The sequence below is a fragment of the Enteractinococcus fodinae genome (assembly GCF_031458395.1).
In the GTDB taxonomy this organism is placed as follows: Bacteria; Actinomycetota; Actinomycetes; order Actinomycetales; family Micrococcaceae; genus Yaniella; species Yaniella fodinae.
In genome coordinates this window covers 1,665,057-1,683,287 of record NZ_JAVDYJ010000001.1, presented here as the reverse complement: position 1 = coordinate 1,683,287, position 18,231 = coordinate 1,665,057, and the positions used below count along the sequence as shown (strand labels likewise).

Annotated in this window: 16 protein-coding genes; 9 read left to right on the top strand and 7 right to left on the bottom strand. The window is 56.8% G+C overall.

Annotated features, from left to right (window positions below):
• Positions 1 to 38 precede the first annotated feature (38 nt).
• The 6 genes from J2S62_RS07835 to nrdR all read left to right on the top strand — a co-directional run bounded on the left by J2S62_RS07835 (position 39) and on the right by nrdR (position 7,030).
• Positions 39 to 332 carry a YggT family protein gene (locus J2S62_RS07835; RefSeq protein ID WP_310173341.1) on the top strand — a complete coding sequence of 98 codons (294 nt, stop codon included), beginning with the start codon at positions 39 to 41 and terminating at the stop codon, positions 330 to 332.
• A gap of 191 nt (positions 333 to 523) precedes the next feature.
• Complete coding sequence (locus J2S62_RS07830) at positions 524 to 1,186, top strand: DivIVA domain-containing protein (protein WP_310173339.1); 663 nt, start codon at positions 524 to 526, stop codon at positions 1,184 to 1,186.
• A 120-nt stretch (positions 1,187 to 1,306) separates the two neighbouring features.
• The gene (lspA, locus tag J2S62_RS07825; protein ID WP_310173337.1) at positions 1,307 to 1,843 is read left to right on the top strand and encodes a signal peptidase II; all 537 of its coding nucleotides are present in this window, start codon (positions 1,307 to 1,309) and stop codon (positions 1,841 to 1,843) included.
• 7 nt (positions 1,844 to 1,850) lie between these two features.
• On the top strand, positions 1,851 to 2,783 hold the full coding sequence (locus tag J2S62_RS07820) for an RluA family pseudouridine synthase (RefSeq protein WP_310173335.1): 933 nt from the start codon (positions 1,851 to 1,853) through the stop codon (positions 2,781 to 2,783).
• Positions 2,784 to 2,894: 111 nt separating this feature from the next.
• Complete coding sequence (gene dnaE, locus J2S62_RS07815; RefSeq protein WP_407649929.1) at positions 2,895 to 6,410, top strand: DNA polymerase III subunit alpha; 3,516 nt, start codon at positions 2,895 to 2,897, stop codon at positions 6,408 to 6,410.
• Between the two features lie 134 nt (positions 6,411 to 6,544).
• Positions 6,545 to 7,030 (top strand): transcriptional regulator NrdR, encoded by a 486-nt coding sequence (nrdR, locus tag J2S62_RS07810; protein WP_310173330.1) that lies wholly within the window; start codon positions 6,545 to 6,547, stop codon positions 7,028 to 7,030.
• 57 nt (positions 7,031 to 7,087) lie between these two features.
• Here the strand turns inward: nrdR and map are convergent, their stop codons facing one another.
• On the bottom strand, positions 7,088 to 8,059 hold the full coding sequence (map, locus tag J2S62_RS07805; protein WP_310173328.1) for a type I methionyl aminopeptidase: 972 nt from the start codon (positions 8,057 to 8,059) through the stop codon (positions 7,088 to 7,090).
• Between the two features lie 46 nt (positions 8,060 to 8,105).
• On the opposite strand from map, the gene J2S62_RS07800 reads away from it, so the two are divergent.
• Positions 8,106 to 8,291 (top strand): hypothetical protein, encoded by a 186-nt coding sequence (locus J2S62_RS07800; protein ID WP_310173326.1) that lies wholly within the window; start codon positions 8,106 to 8,108, stop codon positions 8,289 to 8,291.
• A gap of 6 nt (positions 8,292 to 8,297) precedes the next feature.
• Here J2S62_RS07800 and panB read toward each other — a convergent pair whose 3' ends face one another.
• A complete protein-coding gene (gene panB, locus J2S62_RS07795) occupies positions 8,298 to 9,131 on the bottom strand; it encodes a 3-methyl-2-oxobutanoate hydroxymethyltransferase (protein WP_310173322.1) in 834 nt (277 codons plus the stop codon).
• Positions 9,132 to 9,202: 71 nt separating this feature from the next.
• On the opposite strand from panB, the gene J2S62_RS07790 reads away from it, so the two are divergent.
• Positions 9,203 to 10,543, top strand: coding sequence for a glutamine synthetase family protein (locus tag J2S62_RS07790; protein WP_310173318.1), 1,341 nt, complete (start codon positions 9,203 to 9,205; stop codon positions 10,541 to 10,543).
• Positions 10,540 to 13,620, top strand: coding sequence for a bifunctional [glutamine synthetase] adenylyltransferase/[glutamine synthetase]-adenylyl-L-tyrosine phosphorylase (locus tag J2S62_RS07785; RefSeq protein WP_310173317.1), 3,081 nt, complete (start codon positions 10,540 to 10,542; stop codon positions 13,618 to 13,620). Before J2S62_RS07790 ends, J2S62_RS07785 begins: the two co-directional genes overlap by 4 nt.
• A gap of 110 nt (positions 13,621 to 13,730) precedes the next feature.
• On the opposite strand, the gene J2S62_RS07780 is transcribed toward J2S62_RS07785, so the two are convergent.
• The 5 genes from J2S62_RS07780 to ribD form a co-directional block, all read right to left on the bottom strand.
• Positions 13,731 to 14,702 (bottom strand): LLM class flavin-dependent oxidoreductase, encoded by a 972-nt coding sequence (locus J2S62_RS07780; RefSeq protein WP_310173314.1) that lies wholly within the window; start codon positions 14,700 to 14,702, stop codon positions 13,731 to 13,733.
• Positions 14,703 to 14,772: 70 nt separating this feature from the next.
• Complete coding sequence (ribH, locus tag J2S62_RS07775; RefSeq protein WP_310173311.1) at positions 14,773 to 15,243, bottom strand: 6,7-dimethyl-8-ribityllumazine synthase; 471 nt, start codon at positions 15,241 to 15,243, stop codon at positions 14,773 to 14,775.
• Positions 15,244 to 15,256: 13 nt separating this feature from the next.
• A complete protein-coding gene (gene ribB, locus J2S62_RS07770) occupies positions 15,257 to 16,501 on the bottom strand; it encodes a 3,4-dihydroxy-2-butanone-4-phosphate synthase (RefSeq protein ID WP_310173309.1) in 1,245 nt (414 codons plus the stop codon).
• Positions 16,498 to 17,121, bottom strand: a complete 624-nt coding sequence (locus J2S62_RS07765) for a riboflavin synthase (protein ID WP_310173307.1) — start codon at positions 17,119 to 17,121, stop codon at positions 16,498 to 16,500. The genes ribB and J2S62_RS07765 overlap by 4 nt, the downstream gene beginning before the upstream one ends.
• Position 17,122: 1 nt before the next feature.
• Positions 17,123 to 18,181: a bifunctional diaminohydroxyphosphoribosylaminopyrimidine deaminase/5-amino-6-(5-phosphoribosylamino)uracil reductase RibD gene (gene ribD / locus J2S62_RS07760; protein ID WP_310173305.1), complete on the bottom strand. Its 1,059-nt coding sequence runs from the start codon at positions 18,179 to 18,181 to the stop codon at positions 17,123 to 17,125.
• Between the last annotated feature and the right edge of the window lie 50 nt (positions 18,182 to 18,231).

The following is an 18,231-nucleotide window of genomic DNA, read 5'->3' as shown; positions in this document are numbered from 1 at the left end:
ACAACGACCAGACGCTATACCGAAGAAACTGAGGACTCGTGCAATTACTTTGGACCTTGCTGTACTTGGTAAGTACCATTTACTTCTTCATCCTAGTAGTGCGGATCCTCTACTCCTTGGTGGGCGCGTTCGTTCGGGACTGGAGACCGCGCGGCATCAACCTCATCATTGCCGAAATAGTCATGACCATGACTGATCCGCCTTTGCGCTTCTTCCGCCGGTTTATCCCACCCTTACAACTCGGACCAGTGTCACTGGATTTATCCTTTATTGTAGTGTTCTTTATAGTGATGATCGTCCGTCTAGTTGCCTTCCAAGGGGCAGCATCTTAAGCTTTATCAAGTTATTTAGCTCAAGAAGACGAATTTTTTACCGTAACAGCTGTGTAGACTACTCGTTCAGCGATATACGGTGATATTGTAAGCAGAGATACGTAGTAGCTTCGAGTTTTCCGCTTGCGCTGCTCACGAGAAAACACCAGGTTTTCTAGTTTTGTACATGACCAAGTAATTGGGGTGACCACATGGCTCTCACGCCGGAAGTTGTAGTCAATAAGAAATTCCAAGTCACGAAATTTCGAGAAGGCTACGACCAAGACGAAGTAGACGATTTTCTCGATGAGATCGTTGAGGAACTGCGCCGTCTAAACCAAGAGAACGATGACTTGCGTCGTCAGGTGGCAGAGCTAGAAGCTCAGACCGGAGAAAGCGCATCGGTCCCATCGCCCGTCCCAGCTGACGGTAACGAAGAGGAAGCCGCCACAGCAGCAGATCTGCCAGTGGTAGAAGCAGAACCAGAGGCTCAAGAAGTAGTCGAGCCAGAGCCTGAAGTCGTACAGCCTGCTGCACCAGCCGCGCCGGCCCAAGCCGACTCCACAGAAACCACCGCAGAATCTGCTGCCGGTGTGTTGGCCATGGCTCAACGACTGCACGATGAATACGTCGCCGAAGGTGAACGTAAACGCGACGAAATTATCTCACAGGCCGAACGCGAAGCGAACCGCCTGGTCACCGAGGCGCAAGAGACCTCTCGCAAGACTCTCGAAGACTTTGAGAAACGCAAATCCACCCTGGAGCGTGAAGTTGAAGAGCTCCGCGGCTTCGAACGTGATTACCGTTCGCGTCTGCGCTCCTTCATCGAAAACCAGCTCAAGGACCTCGACTCTCAAGCCCGAGTCACAGACTAACTTTGACATCCCGAGAACGCCCTGCGGGCGTCTCGGTCAAACACAGATGGTCGGCTATTCTCGTAAATAGCCGACCATCAGTGTTTGGAAGAGTATGTCATGCCGCCCAAGGAGAAGAACGTGGCGCATACCGAACACGACGTTCCCCAGCGTAGCTGGTGGATCGCGCTCATCCCGCTGGTCGTAGCTTATCTCGCGGATCTTTGGTCCAAAGAAGCTGTCTTGGCCAATATGCACGAGGGCGAGCGCATACCGGTCATTGAGCCACTGTTAACGTGGCATTTCATCCGTAATCCCGGAGCGGCATTTTCAATCGGAACAGAATTCACCTGGGTCTTTACCATCATTCAGGCTGTTGGATTGCTGATCGTGCTGTACCTGATCGTTTTTCGGGCCAGAACAACCCCTTGGCTTATCACGCTGGGCGCCCTGGGCGGTGGGATAGCCGGCAACCTCACAGACCGTCTCTTTCGGGAACCTGGGTTTGGTGTCGGACACGTCATCGATTTCATAGCCGTGCCAAATTTCGCCATTTTCAATTTGGCGGATTCATTCATCGTAGTTTCCATTATCGTCATCGTTATTTTAGTCATGCGTGGCAAGACGCTTGATGGTCAGCCAGAGGAATCGTCAACCGCAAACGAAAACTCAGGATAGGAAGCGCATGACCGCCTCCGACCCCGCAAAACTGATCGTCACAATAGAGCAACGCAGCCGAGCCGACGCAGCCGTAGCACAATTGGCCGGCATATCTCGCACCAAAGCGGTGCAATGGATTCAACGCGGCTTGGTCACCGTCAACGCCGAACAAGCCGCGAAGTCAACCAAGGTGGCACCCGGCGATATCCTGAGCGTGACATTGCCCAATGACCCGGACCCATTAGAGGTGAGAGCCGAACTCGTGCAGGACCTAACAATCGTGGCAGACGAGGACGATTATGTCGTCGTAGACAAACCAGTGGGCGTGGCGGCCCATCCCTCCCAGGGGTGGAAGGGCCCCACCGTGGTTGGCGGGTTAGCTGCGCTGGGAATCGATGTTGCCACCTCCGGCCCGCCCGAACGCCAAGGCATCGTACAACGGCTAGACGTTGGTACCTCCGGGCTGATGGTGGTCGCCAAGACTGAGGTTGCCTACAGCCGGCTAAAACAAGCCTTCCATGATCGAACCCCGCAGCGTCACTATCACGCCCTCATCGAAGGGCTACCCGATCCGCTCAACGGCACCATTAACGCCCCGATCGACCGGCAACCGGGATATGAATGGCGTTTCGGTGTCGTCGAGGGTGGCAAAGAAGCTTTGACCGTCTATAAAACGCTCGAGTCCTTCGGTACTGCCACGCTGGTTGACGTTGAGCTCCTCACGGGAAGAACTCACCAGATTCGAGTGCATTTTTCAGCGCTCAAACACCCGCTGGTCGGGGATCTGACCTATGATGCTGATCCGCAACTTGCCGCAGAGCTGGGGCTGACCCGTCAGTGGCTACATGCCGTTGGCATTGCCTTCGAGCACCCCGTCACGGGTCAATACGTGAGCTACACGTCATCGTATCCTGACGACCTGCGCTACGCTTTGGAACGTTTGCAAGACTACGGCTAGACTGACTGTCGCTAGTCAGTCATCAAGTTGGAGGTCGACACACTCTTGGCCGGTGGATCTACAGGGAAACGCGACGGTTTCGTACACCTTCACACCCATACCGAATACTCCATGCTCGACGGAGCTGCAAAACTTGATGAACTGTTTGCTGAGGCCAATCGGTTAGGCCAAGAAGCGATCGCCATCACCGATCACGGGTATCTCTTCGGCGCATTCGATTTTTGGAACAAGGCCCAGCAGTATGGCATCAAGCCCATTGTGGGGTTGGAAGCATATCTCACCCCTGGCCATCAGCACCGCACCGATAAGACCCGTGTGCGTTGGGGCGATCCCGACCAACGCGGCGACGACGTTTCCGGTAGTGGCGCCTATACGCACATGACCTTGCTGTCCAAAAACAACACCGGTATGCACAACTTATTCCGGATGGGATCACACGCGTCCCTGGATTCGGTCTATGCGAAATGGCCTCGGATCGACCGCGAGCTACTCAATGAGTACTCCGAAGGCCTGATCGCCACCACCGGGTGTCCATCTGGTGAAGTCCAAACGCGGCTGCGCCTGGGACAGTACCGAGAGGCTCTCGACGCCGCAGCGGAGTTCCGAGATATTTTCGGCAAAGAAAATTTTTATGTCGAAGTGATGCAACATGGGCTGGATATTGAACGCCGAGTCATCGGAGACCTGCTGCAAATTGCCAAGGATTTGAATCTGCCGCTGGTCGCGACAAACGACCTGCACTACACTCACCAGCACGACGCCAAACATCACGAAGCGTTGTTGGCCCTGCAATCCGGATCCAAACTTAGCGAACCAACCTACGACGAAGGTGGCTCACGGTTCGCCTTCTCCGGTAATGACTACTACCTGAAATCCGCCGCGGAAATGCGGGCGCTCTTTTCGGACCTGCCCGAAGCCATCGACAATACCTTGGTGATTGCCGAGCAGTGCGAAGTCAGTTTCAACACTGACGCCAACTACATGCCAAAATTCCCCACCCCGCCGGGTGAGGACGAGACCAGCTGGTTGATCAAAGAGGTTAATAAAGGCCTTCGGTTCCGGTATCCCAACGGGGTTCCATCGGATGTTCAAAAACAAGCCGACTATGAGCTCGAAGTCATCATCAACATGGGCTTCCCCGGCTATTTCCTAGTGGTGGCAGACTTCATCAACTGGGCGAAAGAACAAGGCATCCGGGTGGGTCCAGGACGTGGTTCCGGTGCCGGTTCGATGGTCGCCTATGCTCTCCGCATCACCGAATTAGATCCGTTACAGCACGGTTTGATTTTCGAGCGTTTCCTGAACCCGGATCGTGTCTCCATGCCTGACTTCGATGTGGACTTTGACGATCGCCGCCGAAACGAAGTCATCGAATACGTGACCGAAAAATATGGTGACGAACGTGTGGCGATGATCGTAACCTACGGGACTATTAAGACGAAGCAGGCCCTAAAAGATGCAGCCCGTGTGCTGGGTAAACCATTTTCGATGGGGGAGCAGCTCACGAAAGCGCTACCACCGCAGGTCATGGCCAAGGATATCCCGTTAGCCGACATCGAAAATCCGGAAGCATCACGCTATTCAGAGGCCGGCGATTTCCGGGAGATGCTCCAGACTGATCCCGAGACCCAAGAAGTCTTCGAGACCGCCAAGGGACTCGAAGGACTTATTCGTCAATGGGGTGTCCACGCGGCCGGTGTGATCATGTCTTCGGACCCGATCATTGACGTCATTCCCCTGATGCGACGGTTAGTTGATCGTCAGGTAATCACCCAGTTCGATTACCCCACCGCTGAAGCACTGGGCTTGATCAAGATGGACTTTCTGGGGCTACGCAACCTCACCGTGATCTCGGATGCGGTCGAAAATATCGAACTCAACCGAAACTTCACGCTAGATTTGGACACCCTAGAGTTGGATGACCCAGATTCCTATGCGTTGCTAGCTCGTGGCGATACCCTCGGGGTGTTTCAGTTGGACGGCGGCCCGATCCGCGCGTTACTCAAACTGATGCGTCCTGACAACTTCGAAGACATCTCTGCGACACTTGCGTTGTACCGTCCCGGTCCCATGGGGGCAAACTCGCATAATAACTATGCGCTGCGTAAGAACGGGCTGCAAGAGGTCACCCCGATTCACCCAGAGCTAGAAGAGCCGCTCGAAGAGATCCTGGGGGTGACCCACGGTCTGATTGTGTATCAGGAACAGGTCATGTCCATTGCCCAAAAGGTGGCCGGCTACTCGCTCGGGCAGGCCGACATTCTGCGGCGTGCCATGGGTAAGAAAAAGAAGGAAGAACTCGACAAGCAGTACGCCAGCTTCCAGCAAGGGATGCTGGATAACGGATACTCCCAAGAAGCCATTACTGCGCTGTGGGACATTTTGCTACCGTTCTCGGACTATGCCTTCAACAAAGCCCACTCGGCTGCCTACGGGGTGATCTCCTACTGGACGGCGTACTTGAAGGCGCACTATCCGGCAGAATATATGGCAGCACTGCTGACGTCGGTATCCCACGATAAAGACAAATTGGCGGTATATCTGAACGAATGCCGCCGAATGAATATCAATGTCCTGCCACCCGATGTTAACGAATCCGCGCAAAATTTCACCCCGGTCGGTGAAGATATCCGATTCGGTATGGGTGCGGTTCGTAACGTGGGCGCGCACGTTGTTGCCGGCATGGTCAAGGCACGTGAAGAACAAGGTGCCTTCACGTCATTCCAGGATTTTTTCAAAAAGGTACCGCAAGAAGTGTGCAATAAGCGCACTATCGAATCCATTATCAAGGCGGGCGGGTTCGATTCACTAAACTACTCTCGACGTGCCCTGTTGGCCGTGCATGAGGAAGCGGTCGACGCCTCCATGGTGCAAAAACGCCAGGAAGCAAATAACCAGTTCGACTTCTTCTCCCTGCTCGACGACCAAGAAACCACAGGCGTCGACACCGGATTTGGTATCACGGTCCCTGATTTGCCCGAATGGGATAAGAAGACGAAACTGGCTTTTGAGCGCGAGATGATCGGGCTCTATGTATCGGACCATCCGCTGCAGGGGCTGGAGCAGCTTCTGGATCAGCATGCGGATCACACCGTGAGTCAGGTCGTTGACGATGAAGGCCCGGCCGATGGTTCGTTCGTGACAATCTCCGGGTTGATCACGACTCTTGAACGTCGTGTCGCAAAAACGTCAGGCAACCCGTATGCTCGCGCAGAAGTCGAAGACCTAGCCGGCTCCATAGACGTGATGTTCTTCGGGCGAGTTTATGAACCCATTTCCACGGTCATCGCTGAAGATCTCGTCGTGTCCATCAAGGGACGGGTTCAACGCCGCGATGACGGCTCTGTGGTCATTTCAGCCCAAGAGATGACCATTCTTGATACCACGGACATGGCAGCCGGGGGACCGCTCAACCTGACGATCCCATCGTATAAAGCTACCGAACCCTTAATTAGGCAACTCGGCGAAGTGCTGCGCAGCCACTCGGGTACAACCGACGTGAATATCAAACTCGTTGGGAACCTGACGATGGAAATCTTGCGGGTCGGTCCGCAGTATAAGGTTAATCCGAACCCGGCACTCTTTGGCGATTTGAAGGTCCTCTTGGGACCTTCGTGTCTCGAATGAGTGCCGACCGTAGACTTCGGGACGACAGCTTCAGATCCCGAACCACTACATATAGTAGCCCGAGGGGTTGAACCGCAACTATATGTAGGACTAAGATGTGCTTAGACCTATCCTATAGAGAGGTTTCTTCCCCCATGCATTGTCCGTTTTGCCGACATGAAGAATCACGCGTCGTGGATTCTCGGTCATTAGATGACGGCTCGGCGATACGTCGTCGACGAGAATGTCGCTCCTGCGATAAACGTTTCACCACGATGGAAACCACCTCACTGAGCGTTATTAAACGTTCCGGAGTGGCCGAACCCTTTGACCGGGCCAAAATCGTCAACGGCGTCCGGAAGGCCTGCCAAGGTCGTCCGGTCGACAACGACGATTTAGCCAAACTCGCCCAGGAGGTCGAGGAAAAAATCCGGGCGACTGGACATGCTGAAGTCGATGCTCACGAGGTAGGCTTGGCCATCCTAGGTCCGCTACGGCAGCTGGACCAGGTCGCCTACCTGCGGTTCGCTTCGGTCTATCAAGATTTCGATAATCTGGATGACTTTGAAAAAGCTATCCATGAGTTGCGGGAGCGCCCACACGTACAAGAGCCGCTGCAAGCCAAGTTGTTCACGCGTTAACGACTTCCGGGGTGGGCTGGAAGGGGAAGCCAGCCCACCCCGGACCCTGAAACTTCGCTAATCAGCGATGGTAAGAATTTCGGCGCCATCTTCGGTTACCGCAATGGTGTGTTCGAACTGCGCGCTGCGTTGCTTATCTTTGGTCGTAACCGTCCAGCCGTCATCCCACAGGTCCCAGGCGATACTTCCTAACGTGAGCATCGGCTCGATGGTAAAGACCATCCCGGGAACCATGACCTCGTTATGGCGGGGTGCTGTATCGTAGTGCGGCACAATGAGCCCGGAATGAAACTCTTTGCCGACACCGTGGCCTACAAAATCTTCTACTACTCCATAGCCGAAGCGCTTGGCATAGGTTTCAATGACCCTGCCAATGACGTTGATTTCCCTGCCGGGTTTGACCGCCTTGATCGCACGCTCCAGAGCCTTCTCGGTGCGTTCGACTAACAATCGCGACTCCTCGTCAACGTCACCCACGAGAAATGTCTTGTTGTGGTCACCGTGGTGGCCGTCTTTATACACCGTGATATCGATGTTGATGATGTCGCCATCCTCCAACACGGTGTCGTCAGGAATGCCGTGACAAATCACTTCGTTGAGTGATGTGGTCATCGATTTCGGGAATTCCTTATAGCCCAGCGTCGAAGGCCACGCGTCCTGGGAAATGATGAACTCATGGCCCACGCGATCCAACTCAGCGGTAGTTACCCCCGGGCGAATGTATTGCTCCACCAGGTTCATCGCTTGAGCAGCTAGCCGTCCTGCGGCACGAATTTTGCCAAGACCTTCAGCATCGTAGACGTCACCGTGCAGCCCCTCAACGGCATCCTTCTTCCCGACATAATCGGGGCGTTCGATATGGGCTGGGACTGGCAGCTGTGGCGCAACATATCCCGGAGTCAACCGGCCCTTGGGAGCCCGGGAACCAGGTCCGGGGCGCGGCGGCGAGTCGACCGGTTGGTTATGGGATGCAGGTGACCCAGGCTCAACCACTACACGGGACTCAAGGTTCTGTGGTGTAAAAGTCATAGCCTCAGTCTATCTGGCCGGTGTGTTCATCTGGTATGAAAGAAGTATGACCCAAGAAAAACGCTACTGGTACAACGTCAAAACCGGTGAAGTCGAAGACGGCCCGCAATCGTTTTCCACGGATCGCATCGGACCATTTGCGACCCGTGACGAAGCCGCAAATGCGCTAGCCACCTACGAAAAACGTAACAGGGCCTGGGACGAAGAAGACGAAGCTGAAGACGACTGGTAGGCCACGTTAGAAACTGTGTTCGTCGTCCGGGAACTCGGCTTTGAGTACCTCTTCACGGTACTGCTTTGCAGCGTCAGATAGCGCGTCCCCAACCTCGGCGAAGCGTTTAACAAACGATGGGACACGGCCCCGGTTCAGGCCAAACGCGTCCTGCCAGACTAAGACTTGTCCTGTGGTGCCACTACCGGCGCCAATGCCTATGGTGGGTATCGTCAGTGCTTGGTCAACGGCAGCTGCGACCTCGGCAGGTACCATCTCCATCAATAACATGGTTGCGCCGGCCTCTTGTAGCACCTGTGCTTCTTGCACCATGCGTTGCGTTGCGTCGTCCTCACGGCCTTGCACACGGAACCCGCCCAGCACGTGCTCTGATTGCGGAGTGAACCCGGTGTGGGCTATGACTGCGACACCGGCTGCAGTCAGCGCTTGAATATGCGGGGCATATTCTACGCCGCCTTCCATCTTAATCGCTGAGATTCCGGTTTCTTTGACCAGGCGAATTCCTGAGGCGACGGCTTGCTCTACGGACGCCTCGTAAGAGCCAAATGGTAAGTCTGCCACCACGAAGGCCCGGTCGGTGCCGGCAACGACCGCCTTGGAGAAAGTAATCATATCCTCCATGGTCACGCCCAGGGTCGAGGATTGGCCTTGCACGACATTACCCAGGGAATCACCGATGAGAAGCGTCTCGATACCGGCCTCGTCGAATATCGCGGCCGTGAGTGCGTCATAGCAGGTGAGCATCGCGAATTTGCCACCTGCCTCTTTCATCTGCTGGAAGTGGACGGTCCGGTAGCGGGCAGGGGTCTTTTTCAAAACTGAATATGGGGAATCAACCATGCCCATAGTCTAACGTCACATTGCTATTGTGGTAGGTGACCTCGAGAATTTGTCAGGAAGTGACTCCATCCATGGATCGCCAGCAAGAATACGTGTTACGCACTCTGGAAGACCGTGATGTACGGTTTATCCGCCTCTGGTTTACCGATGTGGTCGGTGCGCTGAAGTCTGTGGCGTTGGCGCCGGCGGAAGTCGAGTACGCCTTTTCTGAAGGGTTGGGCTTCGACGGTTCATCAGTCGACGGATTCACCCGGATCTTCGAATCCGATATGTTGCTCCAGCCTGATCCGACTACTTTCCAGATCCTGCCGTGGCGTGGTGACGAGGACCAGACTTCACGGATGTTTTGCGACGTGAAGATGCCCGATGGAGAGCCATCGATGGCCGATCCACGGCATGTGCTTCGTCGGACGCTGGACCACGCCGCCGACATGGGGTTTAGCTGCTACCTCCACCCAGAAATAGAATTTTATCTCTTCCAAGCCGGTATCCGAGATGACCAAGGCGCGCCCATTCCGGTGGATCAAGCTGGCTACTTCGATCACGTACCCGGTGGCGTGGCGCAAGATTTCCGTCGCGAAGCCGTGTCCATGCTCGAGGCCGTCGGTATCTCCGTGGAATTTTCACACCACGAAGCCGGCTCTGGACAAAATGAAATCGACTTGCGAGTCGCCGATGCGTTGACCACCGCCGATAACATCATGACGGCGCGCACCGTGATCAAAGAAGTGGCCACTTTGCAGAACCTGCACGCCACGTTCATGCCAAAACCACTTGGCGCCCAACCCGGATCCGCCCTGCATACGCACTTCTCACTCTTTGAATCAGACTCGAATGCTTTTCACGAGCCCGGCGCAGAATATCAGTTATCCACCACGGCACGACGATTTATCGCCGGTATGCTGCACCACTCGGCGGAAATCACCGCGGTAACTCACCAGTTCGTGAACTCGTACAAGCGATTGTGGGGCGGCAAAGAGGCGCCATCCTACGTCTCATGGGGGCACAACAATCGTTCCGCCCTGGTCCGGATCCCATTACACAAACCAAATAAAGCAGGATCTGCGCGAGTGGAGTATCGAGGCATTGACGCTGCAGCTAATCCCTACCTGGCCTACGCACTGCTCATCTCAGCGGGGCTGAAAGGCATCGAAGAAGAATACGAGCTCCCTGAACCCGCTGATGAGGACATCACCTTGCTGACGACCCGCGAGCGCATCCTCATGGGGCACGGGTCGCTGCCCACAACCCTGCATGATGCCATCGGGGTGTTGGAAGAGTCCGAATTCGTTGCCGACGTATTGGGCGAGACCGTATTCCAGTCCTTCTTGCGGACCAAACGTGCCGAATGGGACGAATACCGGGTCAACGTGTCGCCCTTTGAAATTCGTCGCTACATGGATGCAGTATGAGTCAAGCAGTCAGCCAGTTGCGACTCGTGTCCACTGGGCTGCGTGATCTACCACGCGCAGAATCGCTGCTAGCTTCTGCAGAACTGGCCGAACTGGACGCCGAATCGCTCTTAGACCAACTCGCCGTCGCCCCTGATCCGGACATGGCGCTACTGCTATTGATCCGACTGATCGAGCGTGACCCCAGCGTTGCCCAGTTGGTAGCCGACGAACAGGCCCATCCATTGCTACGGCTGCTGGGCGCTTCTGAGGCGCTGGGCGAATTTCTGATTCGACGCTCAGAACATCTCGACATTTTCCGAGACCCCGACGTCACCACCGCTCCGGCTTGTGGTGGGCTGACCGATGCAGAGGGCAACCTTCGCGACGCGGCTGAGCAGCTGCGCGCTATCATGCTGCGCGCCGTTGATGCCGATCCAGAAGCCGAGGTGCCCGTCGCCAACCTGACGGGCAAAGATGCCTCGGTCGCACTGCGCATTCAATATCGCAGACAATTGGTGGCGATCACTGTCGAAGATCTCATCGCAGCTGACCCGGTAGCTCTGCAACCCATCGTATCGGTCTGGCTTTCCGATCTCGCCACTGCCACGCTGGAGGCCGCCCTGGCGGTTTCGCGCGCAGAAACGCAACAGCGGTACGAAGCCAGCGACGATGTACAACTGGTTGTCATCGCCATGGGGAAATGCGGTGCCCGCGAGCTGAACTATTTTTCCGACGTCGATGTGATCTTCGCCCACGATGTGGTCGAAGGTTCACTCCTGAGCCGTGAAGCCGTCGCCGATATTGCCGGGGACCTCGCCTCGGGCATTTCGACCGTCATTAACCAGCCGGCACGCGAACCGGCACTGTGGGAAGTTGATACCAATCTGCGCCCCGAGGGCCAGGATGGGGTGCTGTCTCGCACCGTTACGTCGCATCTGGAGTACTACCAGCGGTGGGCTCACACCTGGGAGTTCCAAGCATTGCTCAAAGCACGCCCGGTGGCGGGTGACCTAGAACTTGGCCAGCGATACCTTGATGCGCTCAGCCCAATGGTCTGGCAGGCGTCGACTCGAGAGGGTTTCGTCCGCCAGGTCCAACGTATGCGAAACCGGGTCATTGACCACATCAGCCACGACCAGCGCCAACGCGAAATCAAACTTGGGCCTGGTGGGTTACGCGACGTTGAGTTTCCGGCACAACTGCTCCAACTTGTCCACGGTAAAACTGATCCGGAACTCCGAGTCCGAGCCACCGAAGACGCCCTCGAAGCCCTCCAAGCCGGCAGCTATATCGGGCCCAGTGATGCTCAGGTCATGACGAACAACTACCGGTTCCTGCGCCTCCTTGAGCACCGCATCCAGCTGGTCCAAATGCGTCGCACGCACATGATGCCCGACGACGAAGACGAGCTGCGCACCCTGGCTCGCGCGATCCGCTCGATGCAACAAGACTGGCCAAAAGATGCCGCACAACTTGTTAAAGCGTGGAAGGCAACCGTACGGTCCAACCGGACACTCTTTGAACAGATCTTCTATCGCCCGCTGCTCCCTTCGACAGCAGCCCTATCGACCGACGATGCGCGGCTAACCCCCGAGGCAGCGACGGCACGACTTGCCGCACTGGGGTACCGGGACCCGCAAGGGGCAGTGCGCCATATTGAGGTGTTGACTTCAGGCGTATCAAGGCAGGCGAAACTGCAGCGTCAGATTCTGCCGGCCATGCTCGGGTGGCTGGCCTCAGGGCCAGATCCCGACGGGGGATTGCTAGGATTCCGAAAGCTCAGCGAGTCGGTCGGTAGCTCACATTGGTATCTGCATATGCTGCGGGACTCTTCTGCTGCGGGGGAGCGGCTGGCGCACGTGCTGTCCTCGTCACGGTATATCGCGGATATGCTCGAACACACTCCGCAAGCCGCAGCCTGGATGGACCGTGATCAGGATCTGATGCCGCTGGATCTTGAGACGATTCGAACAGAACTGTCGGCTTTGTTGCGTCGTCATCCGCACCTGCCCGATGCTGCCCGCTACATCCGACTGGTACGTCGGCGTGAGATTTTGCGCATCAGCCTGGCTGATGCTTGCAAGCTCGTCGATCAGCATCAGGTCTCTATGGCGCTGGCCGCAGCGGATCAGGCCGCAGTGGAAGCGCTGTTAGATGTGGTACATGAACATGTCCGCCAAAAGTGGGGCATCGAAGTGGCTTCGGCCAACGTCGCGGTCATCGTCATGGGCCGGCAGGGTGGATACGAGGCCGGCTACGGCTCCGATCTGGACGCGATGTTCGTCCATGATCCAGCTGAAGGAGTAACGTCCGATGAGGCCACTCGCTTCTCTGTGGAAGTCGCCAAAGCACTGATGAGCTTCATGAAGATGCCAACACGACCCCCGATCGTGTTAGAACCAGTATTAGAAATCGATGCCGACCTCCGTCCGGAGGGACGCCGTGGACCGCTGGTACGTTCCCTAGATTCTTATAAGGCCTACTATGAGCAGTGGGCTGATACCTGGGAGGTCCAAGCACTCCTGAAAGCGCGCGCCATTGCTGGCCCCCGATACCTGCAACAGGCCTTTGTCGAGTGGGCCGATGCAGTACGGTACCAGCACGGTTTGACGTCGGCACAAGCCCAAGCCATCCGTCGAATGAAAGCCCGTGTCGAAGCTGAGCGACTACCTCGTGGTGCCGATCCGGTACGCCATCTCAAACTTGGTCGTGGAGGGCTAACTGATGTCGAGTGGCTGGTCCAGACACTGCAGCTACAACATGCGCCAGATTATCCTGAGCTGCGAACAACCAACACCCTGGAAGCACTCACTGCCGCCAAGGAGGCAGAACTTCTGGACCCTGCCGATGCAGACATTTTGATCCAGGCGTGGAGTTTCGCGACGCGTATTCGCTCAGGGATTTTGATCTCGACTGCCAAATCGTCTGATGTGCTCCCAACCAATCGCGACCAGTTGGAAGCACTGGCCAGATGGGCAGGGTATGACGCGGGTGAAATAGGGGAGTTCGAAGATGACTACTTACGCATCACACGCCACGCTCGCACGGTATTTGAACGGGTCTTCTACGGCGTGGTAGATAAACGGATCGTTTAGAGACTCAGTGTTCTAGAGCTGTCCGCCCCGACACGAGGCTAGCAGGTGATGTCGGGGCTCTCACCGGGGGAGCAGTCAGGCGATGACGAGGGTGTCCCTCCGTCGTGAGCTCAGCGGTGAATGATGTGATCGGACACTAACTGCAGTGCTTGCTTCCGATCCTCCAACGGCCCAGCCATGTTGGTGATGATCAGTTCATCTGCGCTGACTCGAGCGGCAAAATCATCCAACCACTCGCGGACCTGATCAGGAGTACCCACGGCCGTCATCTCTAACATCTGCAAAACCTGTTGACCGGGAGCAGAATGCACGAGTTGTTCGACTTCCTCGTCACTGAGGTGTCGACCCCGGCCGAGCATAGTGCGGATGCGAGCTCGTTTCGCGCGTTCCCACATGTGCTGTGCATGGTCTTCCGTCTCGGCGACGATGACGTTAGCTGCAGCAATGAAGTAGGGCTTAGCCAAATCGTTGGAGGGGCTAAATTCGCTGCGATACAACGCCGCGGCGGATTCCAGCATTTGCGGGGCAAAGTGGGAGGCGAAACTGTAGGTCAGGCCCAGTTGTGCTGCAAGCTGGGCACCGAAATGCGACGAACCCAGGATGATCAACGGCACATTGGTCCCAGACCCGGGGTATGCATTGATCCCCGGGATGCGCGACTCACCCTGCAAATAGCTTTGTAATTCCAACACGTCGGAAGGGAAACGATCGGCCGATTGGTTCGTCCGGCGCAACGCCATCAAGGTTTTTTGATCCGTACCAGGGGCCCGGCCAAGTCCAAGATCCACACGGTCGCCATAGAGCTCCCGGAGGGTTCCGAACTGCTCGGCAATAATGAGGGGAGCATGGTTGGGTAACATGATGCCCCCGGCCCCGAGTCGGATGTTGTGGGTGTGTGCCCCCATGTGCGCCAGCAGTACCGCGGTGGCCGATGATGCGATCGTTTCCATATTGTGGTGTTCTGCAAACCACAGGCGATGGAAACCCAGTTCGTCGGCCAGCACGGCCAGTTCCGTAGATTCTTGAAGCGATTCGGCGATCGGCTGGCCGTGGCGTACGGTTGCCAAATCTAAAATGGACACAGGATAGGGTGCAGTCAAAATACCTCCAGAGTTGTTCCTTCAGCACCTACAGCACCAAGTGAGGCACGGATTATTCCGTGAGTTGCCGGACTGTCACCGCAAGCTGAAGTGCGGCCTCTGCGGCCTCTTGGCCTTTCGACTCTTCCGAGTCGGCCAGCCCGGCGCGAGCCAGCGCCTGGGCATCGTTATCTACCGTGAGAATACCGAATCCTACTGGTTTCCCAGCATCGAGTTGGACTCGGGTCAGCCCGGAGGTCACGGCATCAGCCACGAAATCAAAATGGGGTGTGTCCCCGCGGATAATGACTCCCAGACAGACCACAGCGTCATAACCATTGGCCAGTGCGGACTGCGCGGCCAGCGGGATTTCAAACGACCCAGCAACGGTGATGAGCTGATATGTCGCCCCGGAAGCGTCCAGGGTTGTTTTCGCACCGTCGATAAGCCCATTCATGACGGTCGTGTGCCAAGAGCCTGCGATGATTGCGACGTTGAGTCCAGTGGCATCGACTTGAAGTTGGGGAGCGCCGTGTTTGGCCATGATGATTAGTTCCTTAGACGTTTTCAGAAGGGATAGCGTGGTCGAGCTTGGTGGCTTTGGTGGTGAGATAGTTGAGATTTTCGGGGTGTTGCCCCACGATGAGTCCCAGCCGTTGGGTGACGTTGATCCCGTTGGCTTCAAGTTGGGCGACCTTATCGGGATTATTGGTCAGCAGTTCGACGTTGTGGATGCCCAAGCTGTCGAGGATCTCGGCGGCGGCTTGGTAGCTGCGGGCGTCGACGGGTAACCCAAGATGCTCGTTGGCTTCAACGGTGTCTAGCCCGGTGGATTGCAGCTGGTAGGCCCGGATCTTATTGCCCAGGCCAATGCCGCGTCCCTCGTGTCCGCGCAGATAGATCACGATGCCCCCGTGGGTGCCGATGTGTGCCAGCGCTGCATCCAGTTGGGCTCCGCACTCACATTTTTGTGAACCAAACGCTTCTCCGGTAAGACATTCCGAGTGCACGCGCACCACGGTGGGCTGATCCGTTGCTAACAAGGTGTTGGGGCCAATCAGTGCCACGTGTTCTACCCCGGCTTTACGATCCCGGTAGACCTTCATCGTCAGGTCCCCAAAGTTCGTCGGCACAACGGCTTCGGCACGCTGGGATACGTGCCGATGAATAACTTGGGCAGGCGCTGTTTCCGGGTGGTGTTCATTGAGGTAATCGATGAGCGCTTCGATGGTGATGACCGGAATGTTTTGCTCCGCACCCATCTCGATGAGTCCCGGTAGGCGCATCATGTCGCCGTCGTCTGCCACGATCTCGGCGATGACACCTACGGGAGCTAACCCGGCCAGGTTCATCAGCTCGACGGCAGCTTCGGTGTGCCCAGGACGTTGTCGCACGCCTCCGGCGACGGCACGTAACGGCAGGATGTGCCCGGGACGGTTGAGATCTGCCGGCACGGTCTCAGAACCGGCCAGCAAATTCACCGTATGCGCGCGATCGGCCGCCGAGATACCGGTGGTCACCCCTTCTGCTGCGTCGACGGTCACCGTGTAGGCGGTCTGCCGCACATCTTGGTTGTTGGTGACCATCATGGGCAGTTCCAGCCGATCTGCGATGGCGTCTGACATCGGCGCGCACAACAGTCCCGAAGAATGTTCAACCATGAAAGCGATGGTCTCGGTGGTGGCAAGTTGCGCTGACAAGATGAGGTCGCCTTCGTTTTCGCGGTCCTCGTCATCAGCCACGATCACCGGTTGGCCCGCGGCGATGGCCTCAATAGCTTGGGTAATGTTGTCGAGTGTCATTTTTCCTCTTTGGTGTTGAACTGAATGATGCGGGCGATATGACGGGCAAGGAGGTCAGTCTCAAGATTCACCACATCGCCGACAGCGGCCTCTCCCATGGTGGTGGCTGCTAGCGTTTCCGGGATTAAGAAGATCTCAAAGGCATGTTCCGTTGCGGTCGGGGGTGTCACGCTGGCGACGGTCAGCGAGATGCCGTTGACCGTGATGGAGCCTTGGTCGATCAGATACGGGGCCAAGTGGTCGGGCAGACTGATGCGCATGCGCGTCCACTGCTCATCGGGTGCGATTTCGAGAATGGTGCCGGTCGCTTCGACGTGGCCTTGAACGATGTGCCCGCCGAATCGGTCGGTAGCTGCCATGGCGGGCTCTACATTGACCTCATCGCCGGTGGTCTTGCCACCCAGCGAGGTGAGATTCAGGGTCTGGATCATGACGTCAGCGGTAAAGGTCGCGTCGGTGTGATCGGTGACGGTTAGACACACGCCGTCGATCGCGATGGAATCCCCTCGGCTGACGTCAGTGAGCACGCTGGGCGCATTCACCGTCATAGCTAGGGTGTCGTCTGAGGTGTTTTCGATCGCGGTGATAGTGCCGCGGGTGTGGACGATGCCGGTAAACACGTTAGTGGTCCTTCCGAAGGGTGGTGACGAGGTCGGTATCGAGCCGGTGGATACCGGTGAAGGCGAAATTGAAGCGTTCGGCCAAGGTCGTGATGCCCAGATCTTCTACGACGTGATGGGGTCCGCCTAACAGTGACGGTGCCGTATAAATCAGCAGCTGATCAGCAAGTTGTGCTGCCAGCACCGCGTTGAGAAAGGTTGGGCCTGCTTCAATAAACACCCGGGGTCGATGCCCGATAAGGTCCGTTAGCTGGTCAAAGTCTGCGGCGAGATCGTGCCCGGCAAAACGCGGGGCAGCGTTCAAGCCGCGATATGTTAAGGCAGGGTGACGGTGGATGACGGCCTGCTGATCAACGGAACCGCGCCCAAAAATAACGGGTAACGGTTGGTCTTTGGGCGGTACAAGGAGCTCCCCGGTGGGATGCCGGGCGGTCAGGGACGGATTATCGGTGGCAACCGAGGCGGTGGTGGTGATGATGACATCGGCTAATGCGCGCTGGGTGTGCACGTGACGCCGCGAGGCCGCCGAGGTGATCCACTGGCTGGTGCCGTCAGCTGCGGCAAGTCGGCCGTCCAACGATTGCGCCCACTTGGCGATGATGCCGGACTCAGCGATGTTACTGCGAACGCGCCAGTCTGCGATCAAATCGCGGGTCGCTCGAGATTCGATACCACCGATGACACACCGACCATGCGTGGTCAGTTTGGTCGCGCCTCCAGAAGACTGCTCACCTAGGTCGGGTTGGCCATAGACGATCGTGCCGATCTCAGAGCGGACCAGTGCATCCGCGCACGGCGGCGTTTTGCCGGTGTGATTGCAGGGTTCCAAGGTCACGACGGCGGTGAGTGTGGCGGGGTCCAACCCGGGATGCAGATTGGTCAACGCTACAATCTCGGCGTGGTCGGTGCCGGCTCCGGCGTGGAACCCTTCCGAGACGATCTGGCCGTGAGCATCAACAATGACGCAGCCGACTTGAGGGTTGACGTCATCGGCTGGACCGCGGTGCGCGAGCGTAATAGCACGCTGCATCGCGGAAGAAAGCTGGGTGTGAGATAACATCCGGCGTCTTACTCCTAGATACAGGTGCGCCGGGAAATGCTGCGAACTCG